Below are 25,693 nucleotides of genomic sequence, written 5' to 3'. Positions count from 1 at the left end.
CTATCGGACGCGTGTTCGCCCGGACGCTTCATCCTGCCTTACCCAGCCGTTACGCGCGATCACAGTGGGAACCCTCACCCCGCGACGACCGCGGCCCGTACCCGGATTCGGGTACGGGCCGCGGTGCGATCCAGGTCAGGCCTGCCGGACGGCCTCGCCCTCAATCTCGATCTTGACCTTGCGGCCGACCAGGACGCCGCCCGTCTCGAGGGCGACGTTCCAGGTGAGGCCGAAGTCCTCCCGGTCGATTTCGGTGCTGGCCGTGAAGCCGAAGATGTCCGTGCCGAACGGGCTCCGGCCGACGCCCTCGAACTCGACCGTCAGCTCGACGGGCCGGGTGACCCCGCGGATGGTCAGCTCTCCGGCGAGGACGAACTCCGCGCCGCTGTGCGAGAGGACGCCGGTGCTGCGGAACTCGAGCGTCGGGTACGTCTCGACGTCCAGGAAGTCGCCGCCGCGCAGGTGGGTGTCCCGGTCGGCCTGCCCGGTGGAGATGCTCGCCGCTGCGATGGTGGCCTGGACGGACGACTCCAGCGGGTCCTCGGCCACGGTGATCGTGGCCGTCGCCTCGGTAAACTGGCCGCGCACCTTGCTCACCATCATGTGCCGGGCGATGAAGCCGACCCGCTGGTGGGCCTGGTCGAGCTCGTAGGTGCCGGCAGCCGGGATCGTGAGACCCTGCCAGTCGCGGGTGACTCCGGTGCTGGTGGTCATGGCGGAACTCCTCCTGCGGAGATTTGGTTTAGTACCTCAACAGCTGTACGAGCAACTATAGTCACGGCGATATTCCCCGTGTCAAGTATTGCTACGATGGACCGGTGACCCAGAACCTCTTCGACGATCCCCGGATCACGGCGCTCGGCCTGTTCGTCGAGACGTATTCGGGGCTGGCGGCGCGGTTCGCCGCGCAACTGGACCAGCACGACCTGTCCATGGTCGAGTTCGAGGTGCTGATGCGACTCGCCCGATCCCCGGGCCACCAACTGCGGATGAGCGACCTCGCGGCGCAGACCTCGCTGTCCACCAGCGGGGTCACCCGGGTCGTGGACCGGATGGAACGGGACGGACTGATCCGGCGCCGGGCCTGCCCATCCGACCGGCGCAGCTCGTACGCCGTGGCCACCGAGGAAGGCCGCTGCCGGCTGGACCAGACCCTGCCCGGGCACCTGCGCATCATCGAGGACTGGTTCACCGGCCAGCTCGCGCCGGCAGATCTCGACCATCTGCTCGCGTCGCTGCGAACGCTGCGGGACGCCGTACATCCCGGGGCCACGGCGGGCAGCGAGGCCGAGCCCGAGAGGTGCTGAGGCAGGACCGGCAGAAAGACCGGCAGAAGTCATTCGGGTATTCGGATAATCTCGACAAACGGCTCAGGTGGCTAGACAGCGCTGGCTAGTGTCTGCAAGCGGGGGGCACGGGAGTGGCGTGGATGGACGCGAGCGAGGGGCTGTCGGGGGCCGATCCGTCCGCGTCACCTCGGGGCGGTCCTGACCGGCGTTGATCCGTCAGGGGGGATGGGTCGGCGCCGGTCAGTCCGCCGGGGGCCGCTGCCCGGGGATCGTCCCGGCGGCATCGACCAGCGCGCGCTCGTGCGGAAGCAGGCTGATGGCCGCCTCCTGGCAGGTGAAGTCCAGGCGCTCCCGCAGCGCGGTCCGCGCGGCCGGGTCGTCGGTGCTGGCCACCAGGCCGACCAGGGCCTCCACCACGTCCCGGGCGTCCCGGGCGTTCGTGCTGGCCCGTGCGGCGGCCGCGAACCACTCGGCCGCCCATTCCCGATCCCCGCGCCGCAGCGCCAGCTGACCCTCGAGCAACGCGATGGTCCCATCCTCGCGGAGCCGGCCCGGCCCGGCCGCTCCGTTCGGGCCATCGCCAGCGCGCCCCGTCGGCCCAGTACCGCCCGCGGCCCCCTCGACCCCGCCGGTGGCCGGCTCGACCCCACCGGCAGCCCGCCCGACGCCACCGGCAACGCCCTCGACCCCACCGTCAGCCGGCTCGGCCCCACCGGCAGCGCGCCGGACACCACCGGCAGCCGGCTCGACACCGGCCGGCGCGAACAGCGGTGCGCCCGACTCGAACTCGCCCGCCGGGCCCGGGACCGGCCCGGTCGGTGGGAGCGTCGCGCGCAACTCGGCCAGGACGGCCTCGGCCTCGGTCAGCCGCCCGTCCTGGGCCAGCGCGAGGCCGACCGTGCCGAGCACCCGGCGGCGGTGCCCCGGGTCGCCCAGGTCGGCCAGCGCCCGGGCCACCCGGCGGCCGTGCTGCACGGCCTCGGCGTACCGGCCGTCGAGCCGGGCCACGTCGGCCAGGTTGGCCCGGGCCAGCACCCGCAGCCGCTCCTCGCCGCACTGCGCCGCGAGCCGGTCCACGGCGGCCAGCCGGCGCCGCGCCGCGGCCAGGTCACCGGTGCGGATCTCGTGCCAGGTCAGGTTGTTCTGGGCCACGGCCATGTCCCGGGTCCGGCCCGTGCGACCGGCCAGCGCCAGCACGGCCTCGCCGTGCCGGCGCGCCTCGCCGTGTCCGCCGACCGCGGTGTAAAGGCCGCACAGGACGGTACGGGCAGCCAGCTCGCCCGACACGTCGCCGGCCTGCTGGAACTGCCACAGTGCCTGCTGAACGCCGGTGAGCTCGCGCGGACCCTCGCCGTGCTCCTGGGCCAGTTGCGCGATGCCGATCTGCGCCCATGCCCGCAGCACCGGGTCGGCGTCGGCCGTGCGCGGGTCGTCCAACAGCCGGCGCAGCCACTGCCGGCCCGCCACGTCACGGCCCCGGAACCGCCACCACCGCGGGAGCGCGGCCGCCAGCCGGAGTGCCGTGTGCGGATCGTCGATCGCGGCGTGGGCGAGCGCGGCCCAGAGGTCGGCGCTCACCTCGTCGAGGATGCCGACGGCCCGGATCAGGTTGGCCCCGACCAGCTCCGGGGCGACCCGGTTCGCCATGTCGGCGAGCACCACGGCGTGCCGTCCCCGGATCAGCGTCAGCTCGCCCTCGGCGGCGGCCCGCTCAGTGGCGAAGTCGCGCACCACGTCGAGCAGCCGGAACCGGAACCGGCCGGTGCCCCGGGTGCTCAGCAGCCCCAGCGCCAGCAGCCGGTCCAGCAGCGGCACCGGGTCGGCGGGCGGCCGAGCGTCGTCGCCGGCATGCTTCAGCATCGCCTCGGCCAGCTCCACCGACCAGCGGTGGCGGAAGACGGCCAGCCGGCGCAGCGCGGCCCGCTCGGCCGGTTCGAGGAGACGGTAGCTGGCCGCCACCGCGTCCCGCAGCGTCACCGTGACCGCCTGCCGGGTGGTGGACGGCCCGGAGAGGTCGAGCACCCGGTCGCCGTACCGGAGCAGCATCTCGGTCAGGTCGAGGATCCGGCCGCGGGCGGCGGCGAGTTCGATCGCCAGCGGCAGCCCGCCGAGCCGGTGGGCCAGCCCGATGAGGGCGGGCACCTCGTCCGGCCGGAGCGGCTCGGAGCGCACCTGCCGCAGCCGCCGCAGGAAGAGCACCACGGCCGGATAGCGGTCGATGGCGGCCAGCTCCGCCGGGGCGTCCGGCGGCGGCACCTCCAGCGGAGTCACCGGCCAGACCCGCTCGCCGGGCAACCCGACCGGATGCCGGCCGGTGGCCAGGACCCGCAGCGTCGGGGCCCGCCTGGTCAGCCACTGCACGGCCTCGGCGGCCGCGGCCGGCTGCCGCTCGATGGCGTCCACCAGCAGCAGCGCCGGCCCCCGGGCCAGTCGCGCCGGCAGATCGTCGGCGCGGGCCACCGCGAACACGGTGGCCACCGTGGACAAGACGTCGTTGGCGGACGAATTCTCGGTGATCACGATGCCGGCCGTCCCGCCCGGGTGCCGGTCCGCGACCCGGGCCGCCACGGCCAGGGCCAGGCCGGTCTTGCCCGCCCCTGCGAGTCCGACCAGGCTCACCAGGGCCGGCGCCGCACCGTCCGGGCCGCCGAGGATGCCGCCCAGCTCGGCCACGTCCTGATCCCGGCCGACCAGGTCGGCCGGGGCCGGCAGGCTGAGGCTGGGCGCCGGGACCGGCTGCTCGTCCGGCTGGCCGCCGGCCGCACCCCCACGGGCCGTCGAGAGGAACAGCGACCGATCCGCGCCGGTGAGCCCGAGCGCCGAGGCGAGGAGTTCGACGGTGGTGCGCTGCGGCCGGGTGGCCCGGCCCCGCTCCAGGTCGCGGACCGTACGGACGCCGATGCCGGCACGCTGCGCAAGCTCCGCCTGGGTCAGCCCGACGGCCAGCCGCCGCTGCCGGAGCAGCCCATCGAGGGTCACCGGTCCCCGGGTGGTCCCATGATCCTCCGCCATGGGCGGAAGGGTACGCAGACCGGGCGACAGGAGGCAGTGATCCGTCGAGGTGCCGACTCGGGGTCCGGCGGATAGCCGACAGTTGACGGTCCGCTCAGGACAGTGCGGCGGTGTCCGCGGTCGGGGCGACCGTGGCGGCGGGCCGGGGAACGCCGTCGGCCAGTGGCCGCGGTCCCGGGGCCAACCGGCGCAGCGGGCCGGGCGCCCACCAGTTGCGCCCGGCCAGCAGGTGCAGCAGCGCGGGCATCAGCAGCCCGCGTACCAGAATGACGTCGATGGCCACCGCCACGGCCATGCCGAAGCCGACCTGCTGGACCGCGCCCAGCCGACCGGTCAGGAAGCCCAGGAACACCACCGTGATGCAGCCGGCCGCCAGCGCCACCACCGGACCGGTCCGGCGCAGGCCGGCCAGCACGGCCCGGTCGGTAGCCGTCCGGTCGGTAGCCGTCCGGTCGGTAGCCGTCCGGTCGGTAGCCGTCCGGTCGGTAGCCGTCCGGTCGGTAGCCGTCCGGTCGGTAGCCGTCCGGTCGGTAGCCGTCCGGTCGGTGGCCGTCCGGTCGGGTGCGGCGCTGGAGCGCCGCCACTCCCGGCCGATCCGCTCCAGCAGGAACGCCTCGTAGTCGGTCGACAGGCCGACGACGAAGACCAGCAGCAGGACCGGTGTGGTCACGTCCACCGGGCCGGCCCGGACCCCGAGCAGCGACGCCCCGACGCCGTGCTGGAAGACCAGCACCAGCAGGCCCAGGGTGGCCAGCAGGGTGAGCGCGGTCATCGCCACGCCCTTCACCGGAATCACCACCGACCCGGTGAGCAGGAACAACGGAACCCCCGCGGCCAGGATCAGGGCCAGCAGCGCCAGCGGTAGCCGGGTCCGCACCGAGTCCTGGTAGTCCATCAGCTCGGCCACCGGGCCACCGACCAGCACGGGAACCGGCGCGGGCAGCCGGCGTACGGCGTCGACCACCTCCCGGGAGGGCGTGCCGGCCGGCCCGCCGCGCGGTGTCACGTCCACGATGGTCGACCCGGCCGGCACGTCGGGGCGGCCCTGCACGCGCAGCACCTGCGGCGACCGGATGATCCGGTTCATCAGGTCCCGGACCGCGGCGTCGGCCGGGTCGGCCGCCACCACCACAACCACCGGGGGCGCCCGGTCCGCGTCGAAGTCGCGCTCGATGATCTCGTACGCCCGGCGCGCCTCGACGTCGGCGGGCAGCGCGCGGACATCCGAGTCGACCAGCCGGGCGCCCGACAGGAAGGGCAGCGCGAGCAGCAGCAGCGATCCGCCCACCCCCACGAGCACCGCCACCGGCCGCCGCTGCGCGTACCTGGCCATCCGGACGAGCGGGACCGCGCGTACCCCCGGTCGGGATGCTGCGGGCGGCGGGCCTGGCTCGGCCGGGTGAAGCCCGCGCAGCGGACCCGGCACGACCCGACGAAGCCCGCGCAGCGGACCCGGTATGACCCGGCGGGGCCGGCGCAGCGCACCCCGCACGGCCCGGGAAAGCCGGCGCAGCGGACCCGACATGACCCGGCGAAGCCGGCGCAGCGGGCCCGGCACGGCCCGGGGGAGCCCGCGCAGCGGACCCGGGACGGCCCGGGGGAGCCGGCGAAACCGGCCGGCCCAACGGGGGCGGCCGGCGCGGACCGGGCAGACGGCGAGCAGCGCCGGCACCAGGGTGAGCCCGGCCAGCGTGGCGACCAGCGCAACCACCGCGCCGCCCAGGGCCATGCCGGTCAGCAGCGGCTGGCCGAACAGCAGCAACGCGGCCATCCCGGCCGCCACGGCTGAGCCGGCGGCCAGCACGGTCCGGCCGGCGGTCCGCAGCGTGCGGCCCGCGAGCTCGGCGCGATCCGCCGCGGGCGTCGCCTCCAGCTCCTCGCGCAGGCCGGCCACCAGCAGCAGCGCGTAGTCGACAGCGAGCCCGGTGCCGAGCAGCGTCACCACGTTGACCGTGAACTGGCCGAGCTGGGTGACCCGGCCCAGGGCGAACAGCGCCAGCAGCGTGGTGGCAACCGTGCCGACCGCCGCGGCCAACGGCACCAGGCCGCGGACCGGACCGAGGGTGAGCAGGAGGAGCAGCAGCAGGACGCCGAGCGCCACGGTCTCGCCGCGCGCGGCGTCCCGGACGGCCTGGTCGGTGAAGGCGCGCTTGGCCAGGGTCTCCCCGCCGACTAGCACCTGCGGCGCGTCGATCCGGTGCAGCAGCTCGACGACCCGGTCCTCGGCCCGGCGCCGGTCCGGCTCGGGCAGCCCCCGGCTCAGCTCGACGCGTACCAGGGTGGACCGGTTGTCCGCGCCGATCTGGCTGCCCCCGGGGTCGTACAGGTCGTGCACCCCGACGACCCCGGCGGTGGCCCGCACCGCCGCGACGGTCCGCTGGACGCTCGCCACCAGCGCCGGGTCGTACGGGTCCCGGTCCCGCACCACGGCCACCAGGACCGGGCCCTCCGGCACCAGCTGGTCGACCCGGTGCGCGGCCAACCGCGACTCCGCGTCGGGCCGCAACGGATCCTCATCGCCGGCCCGGTCGAACACCGGGCCGGCGGCCAGCAGCCCGGCCAGCGTCAGCAGCAGCCAGGCGCCGAGCACGGGCCAACGCCGGCGGTGCAGGGTACGGGCCAGCGCGACCAGCATGGCGACCTCCGCGGCGGGGGTCGACCCGCCCGTTGGCCAGCCAAGCAGCCGTTACGGCCCGGACGGATCCGGCGTACGGCCGGAGCGGCTGTCGGCGATCCGTCACGATCCGCCCCGATACGCGCCGGCACGGGCGGCGCGGCCGGCACGGGCGACGCGGCCGGCACGGGCGACGCGGCCGGCACGGGCGACGCGGCCGGCACGGGCGACGCGGCCGGCACGGGCGGCACGGGCGGCGCGGCCGGCACGGGCGTTAAGAAGGGCCCCTTGCTATACAAAAAGCGATAACAAGGGGCCCTTCCTTGCAAGCCTTACAGGCCGAGGTCGCGGGCGATGATCATTCGCTGGACCTCGGAGGTGCCCTCGCCGATCTCCAGGATCTTGGAGTCACGCCAGAACCGCGCCACCGGGTACTCGTTCATGAACCCGTACCCGCCGTGGATCTGGGTGGCCTCGCGGGCGTTGTCCACCGCGATGGTGCTGGCGTGCAGCTTGGCGATGGCCGCCTGCCGCTTGAAGTCCTCGCCGGCCAGCATCCGGGCGGCCGCGTCGTAGTAGGCCAACCGGGCGGTGTGCGCCTTCATCTCCATGTCCGCGATCTTGAACTGGATCGCCTGGTAGTTGCCGATCGGCTGGCCGAACGCCTGCCGCTCCCGGGCATACTTGATCGACTCGTCCACGCAGCCCTGCGCGAGGCCAACCGCCAGCGCGGCGATGGCGATCCGGCCCTCGTCCAGGATCCGCAGGAACTGGGCGAAGCCCCGGCCCCGCTCGCCGAGCAGGTTCGCGGCGGGCACCCGGCAGTCGTCGAAGGTCAGCTCGTGGGTGTCCGAGGCGTTCCAGCCCACCTTGGAGTACGCCGGCGCCACGGTGAAGCCGGGCGTGCCGGACGGCACGATGATGGTGGACAGCTCCTTGGACCCGTCCGGCCGGGTGCCGGTCACCGCGGTGACCGTGACCAGGGCGGTGATGTCGGTGCCGGAGTTCGTGATGAACGCCTTCGAGCCGTTGATCACCCATTCGTTCGTGGCCGCGTCCAGCACGGCCCGGGTCTGCGTGCCGCCGGCGTCCGACCCGGTGCCCGGCTCGGTGAGCCCGAACCCGGCCAGCGCCTCGCCGCTGGTGAGCTTCGGCAGCCACTGCGCCTTCTGCTCGTCGGTGCCGAACCGGTAGATCGGCATGACGCCCAGCGAGACGGCCGCCTCCAGGGTGATGGCGACGCTCGAGTCGACCCGGGCCAGCTCCTCCAGCGCCAGGCAGAGCGCGAAGTAGTCGCCGCCCATCCCGCCGTGCTCCTCCGGGAATGGCAGCCCGAACAGCCCCATCTTGCCCATCTGCCGGATGAGGTCGTACGGGAAGGTGTGCCGCTCGTAGTGCTCGGCGATCACCGGCGCCACGGCTTCGCGGGCGAACTCGCGTACGGTCTCCCGCAGCGCCTCTTGCTCCTCGGTGAGCCGGAAGTCCATGGGTTCCTCCTGGGGATGACCGGTCCGACCGCTCGTGGCGGCCGGGCGGGTTGACGATGCTGTCCCGCACCGGGTGACGGTGCGCTTACCTTGCTCGACGGCGCCCGAGCCCTGGTGGACGGCGTCTGGACCCGGTGACGGCGCCTAGACCGGGGTGACGCCGTGCCGGCGCCGGGAGAAGTGCCGTTCCTTGCCGCGCGCCGCGGCGAACCGCCGGATCAGCTCCGGACGCAGCTCGTGCGGCTCGACGATCGCGTCGATCACCAGCTCGCTGGCCAGCCGGACGATGTCGATGTCCCGCTCGTACGCGGCCCGGCGCTCGGCCACGAACGCCGCCCGCTCGTCCTCGTCGGCGATCGCGGCGATCTTGTTGGCGTACACCGCGTTGACGGCCGCCTCGGCGCCCATCACCGCGATCTTGGCGGTGGGCAGCGCGATCGTGGCGTCCGGCTCGAAGCCCGGGCCGGCCATCGCGTAGAGCCCGGCCCCGTACGCCTTGCGGACCACGACGCAGATCTTCGGCACGGTGGCCTCGGAGATCGCGGTGATCATCTTGGCGCCGTGCCGGATGATGCCCTGCTTCTCCACGGCCGTGCCGACCATGAACCCGGGTACGTCGGACAGGAACAGCAGCGGCACGTTGAACGCGTCGCACAGCTGGACGAACCGGGTGGCCTTGTCGGCCGAGTCGACGAAGAGCACGCCGCCCTTGAACATCGAGTTGTTGCCGACCACGCCGACAACCTCGCCGTTCAGCCGGCCGAACCCGATGGTCAGCTCCTTGGCCCAGAGCGCCTGGATCTCCAGGAAGGAGCCGTCGTCGAGCAGGCCCTTGACGTACCGGCGCATGTCGAAGGCCTGCCGCTCGCTGGCCGGCACCAGCGCGGCCAGGTCGGCCTTGGCCGGGGCCTCGACGGCCGGCGCGGCCGGCGGCGGCTGCGTCCAGTTGGCCGGCAGGTAGGACAGGTACGTGCGGACGACGTCCAGCGCGTCGGCCTCGGTCTTGCAGAGGAAGTGTCCGACGCCGGACTCGGCGCAGTGCACCCGGGCCCCGCCCATCGCCTCGAGGGTGGTCTTCTCGCCGGTGACCATCTCCACCATGCGGTCCGAGCCGAGGTACATGCTCGCGTTGCCGTCGACCATGGCCACCACGTCGCAGAACGCCGGAATGTACGCCCCGCCCGCCGCGCTCGGCCCGAACAGGGCGCACACCTGCGGGATCGACCCGGAAGCGCGTACCTGGTTCCAGAAGATCTTGCCGGCGCCACGCCGGCCGGGGAACAGGTCGACCTGGTCGGTGATCCGGGCCCCGGCGGAGTCGACCAGGTAGACCATCGGCTGGCCGAGCGCGTAGGCCCGCTCGATGATCCGGATGATCTTTTCGACCGTACGCGCGCCCCAGCTGCCGGCCTTGACCGTGGAGTCGTTGGCCATGAGGCAGACCGGCCGTCCGTCGATGGTGGCCTGCCCGGTGACCACGCCGTCCGCGGGCAGCCCCTCGGCCATCGCGTTGGCATAGAGGCCGTCCTCCACGAACGAACCCTCGTCAACCAGCAGCGCGACCCGTTCCCGGGCGAAGAGCTTGCCCTTCCCGGCGTTCGCCGCGTGGTACTTCTCCGCGCCGCCCGCCCGGGCCCGCTTCCGCAACTGCTCCAGCGCCTCGCCGTCGAGCGTCACGCCGACTCCTCACCAACCCACCGACCTGAACGATCGTTAGGGTAGCGCATCCCGGCAAATCTCGGGGACCGGAGGCTCGTCGTCAGTCGCGCATCCGCCACCCGAGGCGCAACCGGCATCATGGCAGCAGGGCGTCGGCCAGTTGACGGGTGGCCGTCCGCAACCGCTCGGCGCCGATCTCGGCGCGGACCGCGGTGACGTGCTCGGCGCCGAGGGCCGCGAGCAGCGTGTGCGCGGCGGCGGCCGGATCCGGGCGGCCGGCGAGGAGCAGGCTCACATGCCGGTGCCAGAACCGGTACGCCCCGATCCGGTAGCGAGCGCCCGAAGTGGCCGTCTCGGACACCCGGACCAGGTCGAGGTGGGCGAGCAGATAGTCGAGGTACGCGTCGAGGAAGGCGCGTAGCCGGTCCCCTGCCGGCGGGGACTGCCCGGCGGCGCCAGGCCCGAGCGGCGCGGGGCCGAACAGGATCGCCTCCTGCAGGCCGCGTTCCTGCTCGTCGAGCAGGGCGGTCGCCAGACCCGCCCGGTCCCCGAAGCGCCGGAAAAGAGTTCCCTTGCCCACCCCGGCCGCCGCCGCGACGGCGTCCATCGAGACGCCGTCGACCCCGCGCTCCCGGAACAACACCGCCGCGGCCTCCAGCACGGCGACCCGGTTGCGCGCCGCGTCGGCCCGCTCGCGTGGCGGTGTCGCACGCAACTCCAGCAGTTCGGCCGGAGGGGTGGCGCAAGCGGACTGCGGTCCGCTAACGTTCGGAGGCATAACCGGACCATAGTCCAATTATCTGGAGGTCGCCATGACCGCACGCATCACCCGCGACGAGCTGCGTTCCGCCATCGACGCCGGCACGGTGACCGTCGTCGACGCCCTCGGCGGCGAGTACTACGCCCGGCAGCACCTGCCGGGCGCCGTACCGCTGGTGGAGGCCGAGGTGGCCGACCGCGCCGCCGAGCTGCTGCCGGACCGGGACGCCGCCGTCGTCACCTACTGCTCCAACCCGGCCTGCCCCAACAGCGGCCGGGTGGCCGATCGCCTGACCGCGCTCGGTTACACCAACGTGCGCAAGTACGCCGAGGGCATCGAGGACTGGGTGGCCGCCGGCCTTCCCACCGAGGCGGGCGCCCTGGCCCGCTGAGCCGCGATCCGGGGGGTGTGTGCGGAACCCGCACCCGCACCCCGGCGCCGCGACCCGGGGTGCGTGCGGGACACGCACCCCGGGTCGGGTCAGGCGGGCGTGAGCCGGGTACGCGGACCGGCGCGCAGCACCCCGGACGGCAGCTCCCGGCCGACCAGCTTCTCGGCCAGCGCGGCCGCCCCGAGCAGCGCATCCAGGTCGACGCCGGTGTCGATGCCCATGTCGTGCAGCATGTGCACGACCTCCTCGGTGGCCACGTTGCCGCTCGCGCCCGGGGCGTACGGGCAGCCGCCGAGGCCGCCCACGCTGGCGTCGAACTCGGTCACCCCCAGCTCCAGCGCCGTCAGCAGGTTGGCCAGCGCCGTACCGCGGGTGTTGTGGAAGTGCAGCAGCACCGGCACGTCCGGCTGCCGGTCCCGTACCGCGGTCACCAGCTCGCGGACCCGGCGCGGCGTACCCATCCCGGTGGTGTCGCCGAACGCCACGCGGTCGGCGCCGTCCGCGACCACCCGGTCCACGATGCCGGCCACCCGCTTCGGGTCGATGTCCCCCTCGTACGGGCAGCCGAAGCTGGTGGCCACGATGACCTCGGCGGTCGCGCCGCCAGCGTGCAGCAGCTCGATCAGCCCGGCGATGTCGTCCAGCGACTCCTCGGTGGACCGGTTCACGTTGCGCCGGTTGTGCGTGTCGCTGGCCGACACCACCACCTCGATCTCGGTGAACCCGGCCGCCAGCGCCCGCTGCGCGCCCCGGCTGTTCGGCACCAGCGCCGAATAGCGCACGTCGGGGTTGCGGGCGGCCCGCTGCCACACCTCGTCGGCGTCCGCCATCTGCGGGATGGCCTTCGGGTGGACGAACGAGACCGCCTCGATCCGCCGTACGCCGGTGCCGGACAGCGCGTCGAGCAGCCGGACCTTGGCGTCCGTCGGCACCGGGTCCTCGTTCTGCAGCCCGTCCCGCGGGCCCACCTCACGGATCGACACCGACTGCGGCAGCTCGCTCATCTGGTCACCTCACTGTGACGGTCATTCGGGCGTACGCCCCAAGCTTGCCACCCCGCGGCCCTGTCCCTCACCACCCGGGTTGATCATGAAGTTGGCGGGGACATATCGGGCGCCAGAACCCGCTAACTTCGTGATCAACCGCTAGGGACGGTCGGGCGCGGCGGTGGGGTCTAGCGCATGCGGGAGACGAGGGCGGTGTCGTACTCGCCGGAGACGAACTCCGGGTTGTCCAGCAGCTCGGCGAAGAAGGGCAGGTTGCACTTCGGGCCGGCCACCTCGAACGCGGCCACCGCGGCCCGGGCCCGCTCGATGGCCTCGGCCCGGTCGGCGCCGGAAACGATGAGCTTGGCCATCAGCGAGTCGTAGAACGGGGTCACCGTGTTGCCCTCGGTGTAGCCCGAGTCGACGCGGACGCCCTCGCCAGTCGGCTCCACCCAGGTCCTGATGGCGCCCGGCCCGGGCAGGAACCGCTTCGGGTCCTCGGCGTTGATCCGCAGCTCGATGGCGTGCCCGCGCGGGGACAGCGCGTCCGGGTCGAAGGTCGGCGCGAGGCCGGCGGCCACCCGCAGCTGCTCCTCGACCAGGTCGACGCCGTAGACGTACTCGGTCACCGGGTGCTCAACCTGGAGGCGGGTGTTCATCTCCAGGAAGAAGAACTCGTCGGACGCCGGGACTGAGCCGGCTGCGTCCCGCTCGCGCGGGACCAACAGGCATTCCACCGTTCCGGCGTTGCGGTAACCCACCGCCTCGCCGGCGCGTACCGCTGCGGCCAGGAACCGTTCGCGCAGCTCGGGCGACACGGCCGGGGACGGCGACTCCTCGACCAGCTTCTGGTTGCGCCGCTGCACCGAGCACTCGCGCTCGCCGAGCGCCACCACCCGGCCGTCGGCCAGGCCCAGGATCTGCACCTCGACGTGGCGTACCCGGGGGAAGTAGCGCTCGATCAGCACCGAGCCGTCCCCGAACATCCGCTCGGCGAAGGCGTGCACCTTGTCGTACTCGGTGCGCAGCGCGATCTCGTCGGCCGCCACTCCCATGCCCATGCCGCCGCCGCCCGCGGCGGCCTTGACCATGACCGGGTAGCCGATCTCCGCGGCGGCGGCCACCGCCGCGTCGGCGTCGGCGGCCGGGTCGGTGGTCCCGGGCGCCACCGGTACGCCGGCCGCGGCCATCAGCTTCCGCGCGTTGATCTTGTCGCCCATCGCGTCGATCGCCTCGGCGGACGGGCCGACCCAGATCAGCCCGGCCGCCTCCACCGCGCGGGCGAACTCGGCGTTCTCCGACAGGAAGCCGTACCCGGGGTGGACGGCCTGCACGCCGGTGGACTTGGCCGCGGCGAGGATGGCCTCGACGTTGCGGTAGCTCTGCGCCGGGTTGGCCGGCCCCACGCAGACCGCCTCGTCGGCCTCGGCCACGAACGGCAGGTCGGTGTCCGCCTCCGAGTGCACCGCCACGGTCCGGATCCCGAGCCGCTTGGCGGTACGGATGATCCGGCGGGCGATCTCGCCCCGGTTCGCGACGAGCAACGACTCGATCATTCTGGTTTCCTCCCCGGTGCTGCGGTCGTGGCGGGTGCTAGGACACCATGCCGGGCCCACCGGTCAGCAGGCCGGGTCCCCCACCAGCGCCGCGAGGGTGGCGGCGCGCAGCAGCGCGGCCCGGCGGGAACGGTCCACCTCGCCGCCCAGGAACGGGGTGGAGTTCATCAGACCGAACGCCGCGTGCGCCAGCACCCGCGCCTCCGCCGGCAGCAGCCGCCGGACCGCGGTGAGCACCGCCACCCACTCCTCCACATAGAGCCGCTGCAGCCGGCGGATCCGCCGGCGGGGCTCCTCGGGCAGCCGGTCGAGCTCGTGCAGATGCAGCGCGATCACCGCGGGATTGGCCAGCGCGAAGTCGACATGGAAGTCGATCAAGGATTCCAGCGCGGCCCGCGGGTCGTCGGAATGCACGGCCACCCGTTCCCGACCGCCCGCGAGCAGACCGTCGCTCACCGGCGCGAGCGCCGCGGCCAGCATCGCCTCCTTGCCGGCGAAGTGGTGGTAGAGGGCCGGCCCGGTCACTCCGGCGGCCGACCCGATGTCGTCCATCGAGACTCCGTGATAGCCGCGGGTCGCGAACAAATCGACCGCGATTGCCAGGATCTCCTCGCGCCGCGAGCGGCGCCGGGGCGCGGTCGTGGCCGCGCTTCCCGCCTGTTGGTCCACCGTCACGACGCTAGCCTAACCACACGTCGATCCACCGCCTTCCATCGGCGGTCGACCGGTGTCCGACACCCGGCCACACCGGCGTCGCCGTCCGTCGGACAACGCCGGCGTACCCCTCCTAACCTGGGGTTATGTCCGAGCCGCCCCCCGCGTGCCCGCCGGTCAGCCCGGCCCCGCCCGACGGCCGGCGGCGCCGGGTGCTGGTGGCCGGCGGGCTGCTCGGCGGCGCGGGGCTGATCGACGTTCTGGCCGGCGTCGTCACCATCCCGGTGGACCCGTACTTCGACGTGGGCCCGAGCGGGACGTACCACCTCGACATCACCGGCTGGGCCTGGGTGCACCTGGCCGTCGGGGCGGCCGCCGCCCTGTTCGGCCTCGCGGCCGCCGCCGACCGGCACTGGACCTCGGTGCTGGCCATCGCAGCCGCGGCCGGGAGCATCGGGATCAACCTGCTGGTGCTGCCGTACCAGCCGCTGCTGAGCCCGATGGTCATCGGGCTGGACGTCGCGGCCATCCTGTTGCTGAACCGGCACATGCGGGACGGCGCGGCCCACCCGCCGACCGCGGCCCACCCGCCGCCCGCCGGCCGGTGACGCCGCAGACCGCTGACGCCTGAGGCCGCGGACCGCTGAGGCCGCGGACCGCTCAGCGGCCCGCGCAGATCCGCTTGGCGCTGAACGGCGGACCGGGCGACACCTGGGGTCGCCAGACCGGGTTGACGGTGATGGCCAGCGACGGCGCCTGCCAGGCGCCGGCGAGCACCTGGATGATCCCGTACTCGCCGCGCGGCGCCGCCACCTTGGCCCCGGCGAGGAAGTCGTCGGCCCGGTCGTGGATTGCCGGCCGACCGAGCAGGCCGCCGTGCAGGCCCGGCGTGACGAAGGTGGGAATGTTCGTGTACGGCCCGGGCGGCGTCTCGGCCGCGCTCACCGTGGGGAGGAACGCGACCACCCGGACGCCCGGGACCGGGCAGAGCGTCTGGTACCGGTAGAACGGCGCGTTCTCCAGCAACGACCGGACGAACGGCTCGTCGGCGCTGTCGTGCCCGCCGGTCATCAGGTTCACCGCGCCGAAGATCCCGCGCAGCTCCCAGCCGGCGACCAGCCCCCAGCCGCTGCTCGCCGACGGCGGCGGATAGTAGGCGCGCCCGGTCCGGACCAGCGGGCTGAACATCAGCAGCGCCTTGACCGGCGAGCCGGGCGTGTCCCGCAGGTAGGTCACGGAGACCATGGCGCCCTCGCTCTCGGCCATCAACGCCACCGGCCGGCCGGTCCGCCGGTTCAGGTCGTTGACCTGGGTCGCGAGCAGGGCCGCGCTCGAATCCAGCGACCGGTGGGTGTCCCGGAGGCTGTACGGCCGGGCCCGGCCGTCCGGGTCCAGCCCGGCGTAGGAGAACTGCCGCACCGCCGGGTCGAGCGCGGGTTGCCCGTCGTACGTCGAGTTGTGGCCGGCCAGCACGAGCACCGCGTACGGGACCGTTGCCGGCAGCGGATGGGTCAGCACCGGCGGCCGGAAGTTGTTCCGCGACGGCGCGCCCACCACGGTCATCGACTGCACCAGCAGCGGGATGAGCAGCGCGAGCACGATGGCCATCGGCGCCACCGGCACCCGGCGCCAGTGCACGTGCGCCGGATTCACGGCCGCGCGAACGGTCTGCTTCCAGAGCAGCCCGTTGCCGATCCCACAGGCGGCCGCTACGACCAGGGTCCAGTAGTCGGGCGCCCGCCACACGAGCGCGCCGGCCACGGTGATCACCACGAAGTCGAGCAGCGACCAGCCGACCAGGGCGGCCGAGGGCAACCCGCGCCACCAGCCGGCGCCCACCCCGATGCGCTGGAGGAAGGGGGAAAGCAGCAGCATCGGCAGGACCGAGGCGAAGACGAACCAGGACAGCGAGACCACCGAGGCCGCCACCGCGAGCGCGGCGAGCGGCGAGATGATCACCGCGGTCCCCGCGGCCACCGCGAGGTTGCGCCCCAGCAATCGCCGGAACGCCGGGCAGGGGGTGGAGCCGGGCCAGGCCAGCCGGACCAGGCCGGCCGAGATCAGCCCACGCAGGATCACCATCCCGGCAAACCCGAGCAGGAAGGTCTGCCAGGAGTTGTGGTAAACGAGCAGCCAGCGCAGGTCGTGGTAGCTGTCGTACGGCCAGAGCGCGGACGACTGCGGCGCGAGTCCCTCGGCACTCCGGAAATCCAGGGCGTTGAACACCGCCCCCTCCAGCGTCGGGAGGACCGTGGCGAGGGCGAGCAGCCCGATGAACCGGCCACGCGGCACCGGCACCCACCTCCTCGGTCGCGGCTCTTGGCGGCCCGGCCCGGGCAGGACGTGCCGGGGACCGGGTCACCGACCCGACTGGTCCGGAATCGACTGTTCCGGACCGGGAACAGGTGCGCAGCAAAAGCGACAAATCGCCGCGCTGGCAGATCCGCCTGATAGCCGCCGGACCGCGGTTCCCCGGCTCCCCCAGACGGGGTTCACCGAGATGGCCAGCGGCGGCGACTGCCCGGCGGGCAGCGATCCGGGCATGCGCGGTTCACCGATCCGGCGGGGTGGTCCGGCTACCCGGCCCGGGTACGACCGCCGGGGCCGGGGGTGACCCGGCGCGACCCGCGCCACCGGTGCGGCCGGATTCACCGGGCCGGGTGGCCCACCAGCGCCGGGAGAGCAGGCCCGCCAGCGCCGCCCCGGACGCGTTCAGCAGGACGTCGTCGACCGAGCTGACCCGACCGATGTCCAGGGCGTACTGGAGGATCTCGATCACGGCGGAGGCCGCGGCGCCCAGCAGCAGGATCCGGCCGAACCGGGCCAGCGCGGCGTACCGGATCGGGGCGCAGAACCCCAGCGCGGCGAAGACCAGCAGGTTGCCGACGGCCTGCTCGGCCACCCAGCCGGCCGGCATGGTGCGGACCTGGTCGACCAGGTCGCTCAGCGGGATGAGGTGGACCAGGCGCGCGTGCGGGCGTGGGGTGAGGGTGAGCCACAGCCACGGCAGGGTGCCGGCCACCATCCCGAACTCGGCCGCCGAGAACCGCCGGGCCGTCCCGGCGGGCATCCCGCACCGGCGGCGCAGCCGGTACCCGGCGGCCGCCGCGAGTCCGGCGCCGAGCACGCCGAGGATCGAGACAACCACAGCCCCGGCCCAGACCCACCCCACGCCGGCAGGCTAACCGGGCGGCGGTCAGGCGGAGCGGGGCGGAGTGAGGCCGCCGGGCTGGTCGCCGCGGACGATCGGGGTGCGTACCAGGTTCCCCCACTCGGTCCACGAGCCGTCGTAGTTGCGCACCTGCGGGTAGCCGAGCAGGTGGTGCAGCACGAACCAGGTGTGGCTGGACCGCTCGCCGATCCGGCAGTAGGCGATCACGTCGTCCGCCGGCGCCAGCCCGAGCTGGTCGGCGTAGATCGCGCGCAGCTCCTCGGGCCGCTTGAAGGTGCCGTCGTCGTTGGCCGCCGACTTCCACGGCTTGTTGACCGCCCCCGGGATGTGCCCGCCGCGCAGCGCGCCCTCCTGGGGGTAGTCCGGCATGTGCAGCATCTCGCCGGTGTACTCGCCCGGCGACCGCACGTCCACCAGCGGGCGACCCGCGGCGATGTGCGCCAGGACCTGGTCCCGGTAGGCGCGGATCGGCGCGTCGTTCCGGGTCGGCACCGGATAGTCCGCGGCCGGCCGGTCGGTCTTCTCCCGGGTCAGCTCGCGCCCCTCGGCGATCCACTTCTGCCGGCCGCCATCGAGCAATCGCACGTCCGGGTGGCCGAACAGGGTGAACACCCAGAGGGCGTACGCGGCCCACCAGTTGAAGTTGTCGCCGTAGAAGACCACCGTGTCGTCCCGGCCGATGCCCTTGCGGGCGCAAAGCTCGGCGAACGCGTCGGCGTCCAGGTAGTCGCGGGTCACCTGGTCGTTCAGCTCGGTGTGCCAGTCGACCTTGACGGCGCCCGGGAGGTGGCCGGACTCGTACAGCAGCACATCCTCATCGGACTCGACCACCACGAGGCCGTCCGTGCCGAGGTTCGCGGCGAGCCACTCGGTGGTCACCAGGCGGCCCGGATCGGCGTACGACTGGAGAGCGGGACTGGGATCGTTCGGCACTGGCATGACCCCAACGTACGCCGCCGCGGCCGACCGGCCCGTTAATAGGGGGCCCCTGCAATACGAAAGACGATAAGAAGGGGCCCTTCCTTTCACTCGGCCAGCGGGCCCAGGCGGGGGCGCTTGGCGGAGATGGTGTCCCCGGAGGACTGGCCGGTGAGCCGGCGCCTGATCCATGGGGCCAGGTGCTGGCCGGCCCAGCGCAGGTCGGCGCCGCGCGCGGCCAGCCACGGGGTCGGCGCCGGGCGCGGGGGCACCAGCAGCCACTCCGGATCCGACTCGACGCCCAGCGCCGTCAGCACGTGCCCGGCCACTCGCCGGTGCCCGGCTTCCGAGAGGTGCAGCCGGTCGACCCCCCACAGCAGCGGGTTGTGGAACTCGTCGTCCGCGAACAGGTCAACCATGATCGCGCCATGCCGCTCGGCGGTCTCGCCCACCGCCCGGTTGAGGATCGACACCCGGGGGGCCACGATCCGCTGCCCGGGCAGCCGGGCCATCACGTCGGCGAATCGGAAGATGAGCACGTCGGCCCCGCTGGCCCGCAGCTCGGCGATGACCTGGTCGAATCGGGCCACCAGCGTCCCCGCGTCGAAGCCGCGGCGCAGCACGTCGTTGCCGCCGGCGGCGAAGCTGATCAGGTCGGGCCGCATGGCCAGCGCGGCCGGGACCTGCTCGGCCACGATGTTCGGGAACAGCCGGCCGCGGATGGCCAGGTTGGCGTACCCGAACTCGGGACCGGCCTCGGCGGCCAACCGGGTGGCGACCAGGTCGGCCCAGCCGCGGTATGTGCCGTCCGGGTACGGGTCGTCCATCCCCTCGGTGAAGCTGTCCCCGACCGCGACAAAGCTGCGCCAGCGCATCACGCCTCCCAAGCCGATCGACCCGCCCACGCTGATCCGCACCGCAGTCTGGCACCCCGATCGGCCCACCTGACCCACCCCACCCCCCAACGTGACCCGGACCCCACCCACCCCGGGCCCAACCGGGTGGGGGCGGGGCGGGTGGGGGCGGGAGGGGTGGGGTTTGCATCGACGGGGGGCGGGCGGCGTGGCACGCTGCCGGAGTGCTGTTGCGAATGTCCACGCTGTTCCTGCGCACCCTGCGCGAGGACCCGGCCGACGCGGACGCGGCCAGCCACCGCCTGCTGGTCCGGGCCGGGTACGTCCGGCGGGTCACGCCCGGGGGCTACGCCTGGCTGCCGCTGGGCAAGCTGGTGCTGGACCGGGTCACCGAGGTGGTCCGGGCCGAACTCTCGGCGGCCGGCGGCCAGGAGCTGCTCTTTCCCACCAACGGGACACCGCTCGACCCGGGCACCGCGGAACTGGCGGCCACGCTGGTCCGGGACGTCGGCCCGGCGTACCGCAGCCTCCCGCTGCTGCTGTTCGGGATCCGGACCGGCTTCCGGGACGACACCCGGCCCCGGGCCGGGCTGCTGCGGTCGCGTGAGTTTCAGGTGGCCGACGCGTACACGGTCGATCTGGAACCGGCTGCGGCCCGCGCCGCGTACCACCGGGTGCGCGCGGCGTACCAGCGGATCTTCGACCGGCTGGGGCTGGCGTACGAGTGCCTGGCCGCGGCCCCCGGCGGGACGACCGCCGAGGTGTTCCTGGCGCCCGTGCCGGCCGGCGAGGACGCCTTCGTCCGCTGCTCGCAGTGCCACTACGCGGCCAGCACCCCCGCGGTGACCACCCCGGCGCCCCGGCCCGTGGACCCGGCGCGGCAGCCCGCCCTCACCGTGCACGACACCCCGGACACCCCCACGATCGCGGCGCTGGTCGAGGCCGCCAACGCCGGCCGGTTGGCCGGCCGGGCCGACTGGGCCGCCGCCGACACCCTGAAGAACGTGGTGCTGACCGCCCGCCGGCCCGGGGCCGAGCCGGAGCTGCTCGTGGTGGGCGTGCCGGGCGACCGCGAGGTCGACCTGCGCCGGGTGGCCGCGGCGCTGCACCCGGTGTCGGTGGAGCTGTTCGACGACTTCGCGAGCCAGCCCGACCTGGTCCGCGGCTACCTCGGGCCGCAGGTGCTGGCCAAGCTCGGCATCCGGTACCTGGTCGACCCGCGGGTGGCGCCGGGCTCGGCCTGGCTCACCGGAGCGAACGAGCCGGGCCGGCACGCCGCCAACGTGGTCTGCGGCCGGGACTTCTACCCGGACGGCGCCATCGAGGCGGCCGACGTGCGGTCCGGCGATCCGTGCCCCGCCTGCCGGGGTGGGCGGCTGGAGCTGCGCCGCGGCATCGAGCTGGGCCATCTGGCCGAGCTCGGGCGGCGGATCAGCGACGCGCTCGACGTGGAGGTGGCCGGCCCCACCGGGCCGGTGCGGCCGGTCCTCGGCGGGTACGGGATCGGGGTGTCCCGGCTGGTCGCGGCCATCGCCGAGCAGCACCACGACGACCGCGGTCTGGCCTGGCCCGCGGCGGCCGCGCCGTGTGACGTACACGTGGTGGCGGCGGGTCGTGGTCCGCAGCCGGCGGCCGCCGCGGAGCTGGCCGCGCGGCTGGCCGGGGCCGGTCAGCGGGTGCTGCTGGACGACCGCGGCGTCTCGGCGGGCGTGGCGTTCGCCGACGCCGACCTCATCGGCATTCCGCGCACCATCGTGGTCGGGCGGCGGCTGACCGAGGGGTACGTGGAGGTCCGGGACCGGGCCGGAAACGAACGAACCGAGGTATCCCTCGATGAACTGTGACATCCGTCGGCCCTTCGGGTAAGGAGAATCCCTACGGGGGTACGGAGTCCGGCGGAGCGGCCGGTGATCGGAGGTTCTGCGTGTACCGGGTGAGCGAAGTGATGACGAAGCAGGTGGTCTACCTCTCCGTGGACACCCCGCTGGACGAGGCGGCCAAGGCGATGCAGGACGCCGACATCGGCGACGTGGTGGTGACCGAGGGCTCGTCGATCATCGGCATGGTGACCGACCGCGACATCGTGGTGCGGGCGGTGGCCGAGCGCAAGGATCCGACCAGCACCTCGCTGGGCTCGATCGCCACCCGCGAGGTGGTGATGATCGAGCAGAGCTCGACGGCCACCGAGGCCGCGGCCCTGATGCGCGATCGGGGCGTACGCCGGATCCTGGTCTGCGACGCCGACCGGCAACTGGTGGGCATCGTCTCCCTCGGCGACCTCGCGATGCGGATGGACGCCTCGGCGACCCTGGAGGAGATCAGCGAGCAGCCGTCGAACAACTGACCGGCCGCAGTAGCCTGGCCGGCATGCCACCGAAGCTCGCCGAGATCGTCGAGGAGTTCGCCTCGGCCCCCCGGGACGTCGTCCTGGAGATGCTGCTCGAATACTCCGACGCCGTGCCGCCGCTGCCCGAGGCGCTCGCCGACCGCACCGGCATGGAACAGGTGCCCGAGTGCCAGACCCAGTTCTTCCTGCGGGCCGAGGTCAACCCCGACCGGACCGTGACCACCTGGTTCGACTGCCCGCCGGAGGCGCCGACCACCCGGGCGTTCGCCGGGATCCTGGCCGAGGGCCTGGCCGGAGCGAGCGCCGAGGAGGTGCTCACCGTCCCGGACGACCTCTATCAGCGGATGGGGCTCGCGCAGGCGATCAGCCCGCTGCGCATCCGCGGCGGCACCGCGATCCTCGGCCGCCTCAAGCGGCAGGTACGCGAGCAGCTCGCCTGATCACTGTTTCACGTGCAACAACATCGACGATTGTCGTTGCAGTGCAAGGAAGGGCCCCTTGTTATCGCTTTTTGTATAGCAGGGGCCCCTTCTTAACGCGCCAGGCCGTCGACCACCCTCGCGTTCGGCAGCACCCCGAGGGCCGGACCGGGCAGCACGATCTTGCTGTGCCGCACCCCGGAACCGATCACCACGTGCGGCGCCGCCACCACCCTGGCGTCGACCAGCACCGGCCAGTCGACCGGCAGGCCGATCGGGGTGATCCCGCCGTACTCCATGCCGGTCAGCCGGACCGCGTCGTCCATCGGCGCGAAGCTCGCCTTGCGCACGTCCAGCAGCCGGCGGACCGTGCCGTTCACGTCGGCCCGGGTGGTGGCCAGCACCACGCAGGCGGCGTACCGCAGCTGTCCCTCGCGCTTGCCCGCCACCACCACGCAGTTCGCCGACACGTCCAGGCCCACCTCGTACGCCGCGCAGAAGGCGGCCGTGTCGGCCAACTCGGCGTCGATCGGCGCCACCAGGACGTCGTCCGCCCGTATCGGCGCGTCCGGGGACCAGCCCGCGATCGACTCCGCCACCGGCGGCGCCAGCAGATCGGTACGGACCAGCGCCGGTTCTGTCTTCAGGGTGCCCAACATGCGCCGATCCTCGCACCGCGGCCGGCCCGCCGCTCCCCGGCCCGCCGCGCTCCCGCTCCCCGGCCCGCCCCGACACGCGGTCGCGCCGCCGGCCCGCCCCGGCACGCTCCCGCTCCCCGGCCCGCCCCGGCACGCGGTCGCGCCGCCGGCCCGCCCCGGCACGCGGTCGCGCGCCGCCGGTCGGCCGGGGCCGCGCGGCGGTCAGCCGCCCGCGAGGTACGCGTTGTCCTGGATGAAGGTCCGCTCCTGCAGCTCGGCCCGCCGTTCGGCCAGCAGCTCGTCGTGGCGGATCCGGTTGACGTCCTGAATGCCGTGCCGGACCGCCAGCCGGATCACCCCGTACAGGAAGACGAAACCGGCGGAGTAGAGCAGCACCGCCGTCACCAATGCGACCATGGCGTCACCGTAGAGCGGCCCGGGCACCGGTTCCCGGTGAGCCGGCGCCGGATCCCCCGTACGTGTCAGCCAGGTAGCCGTGCCAGGTCCGGCGGCCGGCGGCCGCGCCCGGGTTGGTCAGCCCGCCGGCCCGCAGCTCCCGGCCGAGCCGACCGGGCAGCCGCACCGGCAACAGCCGGCCGCGCCGGCCGCGAGCTCCCGACCAGTCCCGAACGGCATCGGAGAAGCGGATCACCTCGGGACCGGCGAAGTCCTCGATCCGTCCGGTCGGTCCGGCCGCCACCAGGCCGGCGATCCGGTCCGCCACGTCCCGTGGGTCCACCGGCTGGGCCAGCACGTTCCGGTCCCCGACCACCGTGCCGAACAGCGACGACCGGGTCAGCAGCTCGTCCAGCAGCTGCGGGAACTGGGTTGCCCGCAGGATGCTCCACGGCACCGCACCGGCCCGGACGACCCGTTCCGCCGCGAGCTTGTGCCGGTAGTAGGCGAGCGGCACCCGGTCGATGCCCACGATCGACACGTAGTTGAGCTGGCGTACGCCCGCGGTCGCGGCCGCGTCGACCAGCCGGCGAGTGCCGGCCACATCGACCCGGGCGGTACGTCGACCGCCCGTGCCGCCCGTGGCCAGGTGCACCACGGCCGCCACGCCGGCCAGCGCCGTGTCCAGGCCGGCGCCGTCGGCCAGGTCGGCCACCCGCCACTCGACCTCGCCGCCCGACCGCGGCCGCCGGCTCGTCGCCCGTACCCGGTGCCCGTCCGCCAGCAGCCGGGGCACCACGGCCGTACCAAGGGTGCCGGTGGCACCGGTGACCAGAATCAGCATCTGTTCCCCTCCCACCCCATCAGGACGAGCCACCGCCGCCGGACGTGACCTACTCACTGCCCGCCGCGCGAAGACGGCGCGGCCCACCCGAAGACATCGCGGCCCACGCGAAAACGGTGCGGCCCACGCGAAGACGGCGCGGCCCACGCGGGCCCGGGCCGGGAGCACGGTCAGGCGGCGGGCCGGAGGCGGCCGGCGAGCAGCAGCGCGGCCACGGCCACCGCGCCGGTCACGCCGAACCCGGCGAGATAGGTGGCCGGCCCCGGGTCGGCGGTCGCCGCCAGCAGCGCCCCGGCCACCGCCAGCACCGTGGCCGAGAAGATCGAGTCGGCCAGCTGCAACGCGGCGCTGTTGCGTCCCTGGTCGGCCCGCTCGGACAGGGTGAGGGTGAGCGCCGACAGGATCGGGTAGACGATGCCGATCCCGAACCCGGTCAGCCCCCAGCCGAGCACGCCGACCGGGACGGGGACGCCGACCAGCAGCAGCGACACCGTCCCGATCCCGATCACCATGGACAGCAGGCCGAGCCGGGGCAGCGCGGTGCGCGGACCGGCGCCCGGCCGGGCGAGCCGGCCCTGCAGCGCGGACCCGGCCGACCAGCTCAGCGCTCCGACGGCCAGCGCGAGGCCCGCACCGGCCGGTGGCAGCCCGCGCTCCCGGGACAACACCAGCGGCAGGAACACCTCGGACCCGGCGAACGCCGCCGCGGTGAGGCCGCGTACCGCGATCACCGCCGGCAGGCCCCGCCGGGCCCGCGCGAACCCGGCGGGCAGCAACCGGGGTACGCAGGTCAGCAGCGCGCCGGCCGCCACCGCCAGCAGCACCACCGCGGTGGCGCCGCGCTGCTGACCCCCGATGTGCAGCAGCGCGGCGCCGGTCGCGGCGCCCACGGCCCAACCGATCCGCCGGCGCGCGCCTGCGGTGGTCGAGCCAGGGCCGCGAACAGACCGTCGCTCACCGGCGCGAGCGCCGACCGGGCGGTCCGGACCGACGGCCGTGCCGGCGGGTCGGTCGGGACCGGCGGGGGTGGGCGACGACGTGCGCAGGGCCGGCCGGATCAGCAGCACGGCCGGTACGGCCAGCACCGGAACGGCCAGGAAGACCCAGCGCCAGCCGAGGTACTGCACGGTGAGTCCGGCGACGGCCGGGCCCACCAGCGACGGCACCACCCAGGCCCCGGCGAAGGCCGCGAACACCCGACGCAGCAACGCCTCCGGGTAGGCCCGGCCGACCAGCACGTACAGCGCCACCGAGAGCATTCCGGAGCCGAAGCCCTGGACGATCCGGCCGGCCGCCAGCACCGGCATCGAGGGCGCCGTACCGGCCACCAGCAGGCCGGCCACGAACCACAGCACGCCGTGCGCCGTAGGCGCCACCGGGCCGCGGGCGTCGCACCAGCTTCCCGCGAGAACCATGGCCAGCACGCCCGAGGCGAACGGACCGCCGAAGGCCAGCGCGTACAGGGACAGCCCGTCCAGGTCGCGGGCCACCGTTGGCATCGCGGTGGCCACCGCCAGCGCCTCGAAGGCCAGCAGCGACACCAGCGCCACCATCCCGATGGTCAGACCGCGCAGGCCGGGCGCGAACAGCCCGGGGCCGGCAGCCGGGTGCCGCACCGCGGTGGCCGTCACGCCGCGCCGCCGGGCCGGTGGTCATTCCGCATGCGCACCAGCCTGCGACCTCAAGCAGGGTTCAGG

Annotated in this window: 23 protein-coding genes; 6 read left to right on the top strand and 17 right to left on the bottom strand. The window is 74.1% G+C overall.

The window, feature by feature from the left end; genetic code table 11:
- Positions 1-135: 135 nt before the first annotated feature.
- Positions 136-714 carry a YceI family protein gene (locus ACFFHU_RS03220; RefSeq protein WP_377335468.1) on the bottom strand — a complete coding sequence of 193 codons (579 nt, stop codon included), beginning with the start codon at positions 712-714 and terminating at the stop codon, positions 136-138.
- Between the two features lie 104 nt (positions 715-818).
- On the opposite strand from ACFFHU_RS03220, the gene ACFFHU_RS03215 reads away from it, so the two are divergent.
- Positions 819-1,307: a MarR family winged helix-turn-helix transcriptional regulator gene (locus tag ACFFHU_RS03215; RefSeq protein WP_377335466.1), complete on the top strand. Its 489-nt coding sequence runs from the start codon at positions 819-821 to the stop codon at positions 1,305-1,307.
- Between the two features lie 222 nt (positions 1,308-1,529).
- On the opposite strand, the gene ACFFHU_RS03210 is transcribed toward ACFFHU_RS03215, so the two are convergent.
- The 5 genes from ACFFHU_RS03210 to ACFFHU_RS03190 all read right to left on the bottom strand — a co-directional run bounded on the left by ACFFHU_RS03210 (position 1,530) and on the right by ACFFHU_RS03190 (position 10,839).
- Positions 1,530-4,301, bottom strand: a complete 2,772-nt coding sequence (locus tag ACFFHU_RS03210) for an ATP-binding protein (protein ID WP_377335464.1) — start codon at positions 4,299-4,301, stop codon at positions 1,530-1,532.
- 94 nt (positions 4,302-4,395) lie between these two features.
- A complete protein-coding gene (locus ACFFHU_RS03205) occupies positions 4,396-6,936 on the bottom strand; it encodes an MMPL family transporter (protein ID WP_377335462.1) in 2,541 nt (846 codons plus the stop codon).
- A gap of 311 nt (positions 6,937-7,247) precedes the next feature.
- Positions 7,248-8,402, bottom strand: coding sequence for an acyl-CoA dehydrogenase family protein (locus ACFFHU_RS03200; RefSeq protein WP_377335460.1), 1,155 nt, complete (start codon positions 8,400-8,402; stop codon positions 7,248-7,250).
- Between the two features lie 144 nt (positions 8,403-8,546).
- Positions 8,547-10,079, bottom strand: coding sequence for an acyl-CoA carboxylase subunit beta (locus tag ACFFHU_RS03195; protein WP_377335458.1), 1,533 nt, complete (start codon positions 10,077-10,079; stop codon positions 8,547-8,549).
- Between the two features lie 118 nt (positions 10,080-10,197).
- The gene (locus ACFFHU_RS03190; RefSeq protein ID WP_377335455.1) at positions 10,198-10,839 is read right to left on the bottom strand and encodes a TetR/AcrR family transcriptional regulator; all 642 of its coding nucleotides are present in this window, start codon (positions 10,837-10,839) and stop codon (positions 10,198-10,200) included.
- Between the two features lie 34 nt (positions 10,840-10,873).
- On the opposite strand from ACFFHU_RS03190, the gene ACFFHU_RS03185 reads away from it, so the two are divergent.
- Positions 10,874-11,212, top strand: coding sequence for a rhodanese-like domain-containing protein (locus ACFFHU_RS03185; RefSeq protein ID WP_377335453.1), 339 nt, complete (start codon positions 10,874-10,876; stop codon positions 11,210-11,212).
- A gap of 89 nt (positions 11,213-11,301) precedes the next feature.
- Here the strand turns inward: ACFFHU_RS03185 and ACFFHU_RS03180 are convergent, their stop codons facing one another.
- The 3 genes from ACFFHU_RS03180 to ACFFHU_RS03170 all read right to left on the bottom strand — a co-directional run bounded on the left by ACFFHU_RS03180 (position 11,302) and on the right by ACFFHU_RS03170 (position 14,429).
- On the bottom strand, positions 11,302-12,216 hold the full coding sequence (locus ACFFHU_RS03180) for a hydroxymethylglutaryl-CoA lyase (protein WP_377335451.1): 915 nt from the start codon (positions 12,214-12,216) through the stop codon (positions 11,302-11,304).
- Positions 12,217-12,386: 170 nt separating this feature from the next.
- Entirely contained in the window at positions 12,387-13,754 is a 1,368-nt protein-coding gene (locus ACFFHU_RS03175; RefSeq protein ID WP_377335449.1) for an acetyl-CoA carboxylase biotin carboxylase subunit, read from the bottom strand.
- A 63-nt stretch (positions 13,755-13,817) separates the two neighbouring features.
- Positions 13,818-14,429, bottom strand: coding sequence for a TetR/AcrR family transcriptional regulator (locus ACFFHU_RS03170; RefSeq protein ID WP_377335447.1), 612 nt, complete (start codon positions 14,427-14,429; stop codon positions 13,818-13,820).
- A 125-nt stretch (positions 14,430-14,554) separates the two neighbouring features.
- Here ACFFHU_RS03170 and ACFFHU_RS03165 point away from each other — a divergent pair, with 125 nt between their 5' ends.
- Positions 14,555-15,016 carry a DUF7144 family membrane protein gene (locus tag ACFFHU_RS03165; RefSeq protein ID WP_377335445.1) on the top strand — a complete coding sequence of 154 codons (462 nt, stop codon included), beginning with the start codon at positions 14,555-14,557 and terminating at the stop codon, positions 15,014-15,016.
- Between the two features lie 52 nt (positions 15,017-15,068).
- Here the strand turns inward: ACFFHU_RS03165 and ACFFHU_RS03160 are convergent, their stop codons facing one another.
- The 4 genes from ACFFHU_RS03160 to ACFFHU_RS03145 all read right to left on the bottom strand — a co-directional run bounded on the left by ACFFHU_RS03160 (position 15,069) and on the right by ACFFHU_RS03145 (position 19,373).
- The gene (locus tag ACFFHU_RS03160) at positions 15,069-16,706 is read right to left on the bottom strand and encodes an alpha/beta fold hydrolase (RefSeq protein ID WP_377335443.1); all 1,638 of its coding nucleotides are present in this window, start codon (positions 16,704-16,706) and stop codon (positions 15,069-15,071) included.
- Between the two features lie 253 nt (positions 16,707-16,959).
- Positions 16,960-17,580 carry a VanZ family protein gene (locus ACFFHU_RS03155; protein WP_377335441.1) on the bottom strand — a complete coding sequence of 207 codons (621 nt, stop codon included), beginning with the start codon at positions 17,578-17,580 and terminating at the stop codon, positions 16,960-16,962.
- Positions 17,581-17,604: 24 nt separating this feature from the next.
- Entirely contained in the window at positions 17,605-18,519 is a 915-nt protein-coding gene (locus tag ACFFHU_RS03150; RefSeq protein ID WP_377335439.1) for a sulfurtransferase, read from the bottom strand.
- A gap of 86 nt (positions 18,520-18,605) precedes the next feature.
- Entirely contained in the window at positions 18,606-19,373 is a 768-nt protein-coding gene (locus tag ACFFHU_RS03145) for an SGNH/GDSL hydrolase family protein (protein ID WP_377335437.1), read from the bottom strand.
- A 203-nt stretch (positions 19,374-19,576) separates the two neighbouring features.
- On the opposite strand from ACFFHU_RS03145, the gene ACFFHU_RS03140 reads away from it, so the two are divergent.
- The 3 genes from ACFFHU_RS03140 (at position 19,577) to ACFFHU_RS03130 (ending at position 22,139) form a co-directional block, all read left to right on the top strand.
- A complete protein-coding gene (locus ACFFHU_RS03140; RefSeq protein ID WP_377335435.1) occupies positions 19,577-21,196 on the top strand; it encodes a His/Gly/Thr/Pro-type tRNA ligase C-terminal domain-containing protein in 1,620 nt (539 codons plus the stop codon).
- A gap of 101 nt (positions 21,197-21,297) precedes the next feature.
- Positions 21,298-21,696 (top strand): CBS domain-containing protein, encoded by a 399-nt coding sequence (locus ACFFHU_RS03135; protein ID WP_377335433.1) that lies wholly within the window; start codon positions 21,298-21,300, stop codon positions 21,694-21,696.
- A gap of 14 nt (positions 21,697-21,710) precedes the next feature.
- On the top strand, positions 21,711-22,139 hold the full coding sequence (locus ACFFHU_RS03130) for a SufE family protein (RefSeq protein ID WP_377336040.1): 429 nt from the start codon (positions 21,711-21,713) through the stop codon (positions 22,137-22,139).
- Positions 22,140-22,231: 92 nt separating this feature from the next.
- On the opposite strand, the gene ACFFHU_RS03125 is transcribed toward ACFFHU_RS03130, so the two are convergent.
- The 4 genes from ACFFHU_RS03125 to ACFFHU_RS03110 form a co-directional block, all read right to left on the bottom strand.
- Positions 22,232-22,774, bottom strand: a complete 543-nt coding sequence (locus ACFFHU_RS03125) for a YbaK/EbsC family protein (protein WP_446686785.1) — start codon at positions 22,772-22,774, stop codon at positions 22,232-22,234.
- Between the two features lie 204 nt (positions 22,775-22,978).
- Positions 22,979-23,173: a hypothetical protein gene (locus ACFFHU_RS03120; RefSeq protein ID WP_377335429.1), complete on the bottom strand. Its 195-nt coding sequence runs from the start codon at positions 23,171-23,173 to the stop codon at positions 22,979-22,981.
- A 4-nt stretch (positions 23,174-23,177) separates the two neighbouring features.
- On the bottom strand, positions 23,178-23,996 hold the full coding sequence (locus tag ACFFHU_RS03115; protein ID WP_377335427.1) for an SDR family oxidoreductase: 819 nt from the start codon (positions 23,994-23,996) through the stop codon (positions 23,178-23,180).
- A 170-nt stretch (positions 23,997-24,166) separates the two neighbouring features.
- Positions 24,167-25,627: an MFS transporter gene (locus ACFFHU_RS03110; RefSeq protein WP_377335425.1), complete on the bottom strand. Its 1,461-nt coding sequence runs from the start codon at positions 25,625-25,627 to the stop codon at positions 24,167-24,169.
- Between the last annotated feature and the right edge of the window lie 66 nt (positions 25,628-25,693).

The sequence above is a fragment of the Plantactinospora siamensis genome (genome assembly GCF_042434095.1).
GTDB lineage: Bacteria > Actinomycetota > Actinomycetes > Mycobacteriales > Micromonosporaceae > KBS50.
The sequence above is the reverse complement of the archived record's forward strand: the minus strand, read 5'-3'. Positions and strand labels throughout refer to the sequence as shown.

Bases quoted from the DNA above. Each gene is read 5' to 3' on its own strand.
- ACFFHU_RS03180 (WP_377335451.1), bottom strand. From the start codon at position 12,216: ATGAGCGAGCTGCCGCAGTCGGTGTCGATCCGTGAGGTGGGCCCGCGG.
- ACFFHU_RS03185 (WP_377335453.1), top strand. From the start codon at position 10,874: ATGACCGCACGCATCACCCGCGACGAGCTGCGTTCCGCCATCGACGCC.
- ACFFHU_RS03190 (WP_377335455.1), bottom strand. From the start codon at position 10,839: ATGCCTCCGAACGTTAGCGGACCGCAGTCCGCTTGCGCCACCCCTCCG.
- ACFFHU_RS03115 (WP_377335427.1), bottom strand. From the start codon at position 23,996: ATGCTGATTCTGGTCACCGGTGCCACCGGCACCCTTGGTACGGCCGTG.
- ACFFHU_RS03145 (WP_377335437.1), bottom strand. From the start codon at position 19,373: ATGCGCTGGCGCAGCTTTGTCGCGGTCGGGGACAGCTTCACCGAGGGG.
- ACFFHU_RS03120 (WP_377335429.1), bottom strand. From the start codon at position 23,173: ATGGTCGCATTGGTGACGGCGGTGCTGCTCTACTCCGCCGGTTTCGTC.
- ACFFHU_RS03150 (WP_377335439.1), bottom strand. From the start codon at position 18,519: ATGCCAGTGCCGAACGATCCCAGTCCCGCTCTCCAGTCGTACGCCGAT.
- ACFFHU_RS03135 (WP_377335433.1), top strand. From the start codon at position 21,298: ATGACGAAGCAGGTGGTCTACCTCTCCGTGGACACCCCGCTGGACGAG.
- ACFFHU_RS03175 (WP_377335449.1), bottom strand. From the start codon at position 13,754: ATGATCGAGTCGTTGCTCGTCGCGAACCGGGGCGAGATCGCCCGCCGG.
- ACFFHU_RS03200 (WP_377335460.1), bottom strand. From the start codon at position 8,402: ATGGACTTCCGGCTCACCGAGGAGCAAGAGGCGCTGCGGGAGACCGTA.
- ACFFHU_RS03220 (WP_377335468.1), bottom strand. From the start codon at position 714: ATGACCACCAGCACCGGAGTCACCCGCGACTGGCAGGGTCTCACGATC.
- ACFFHU_RS03165 (WP_377335445.1), top strand. From the start codon at position 14,555: ATGTCCGAGCCGCCCCCCGCGTGCCCGCCGGTCAGCCCGGCCCCGCCC.
- ACFFHU_RS03205 (WP_377335462.1), bottom strand. From the start codon at position 6,936: ATGCTGGTCGCGCTGGCCCGTACCCTGCACCGCCGGCGTTGGCCCGTG.
- ACFFHU_RS03210 (WP_377335464.1), bottom strand. From the start codon at position 4,301: ATGGCGGAGGATCATGGGACCACCCGGGGACCGGTGACCCTCGATGGG.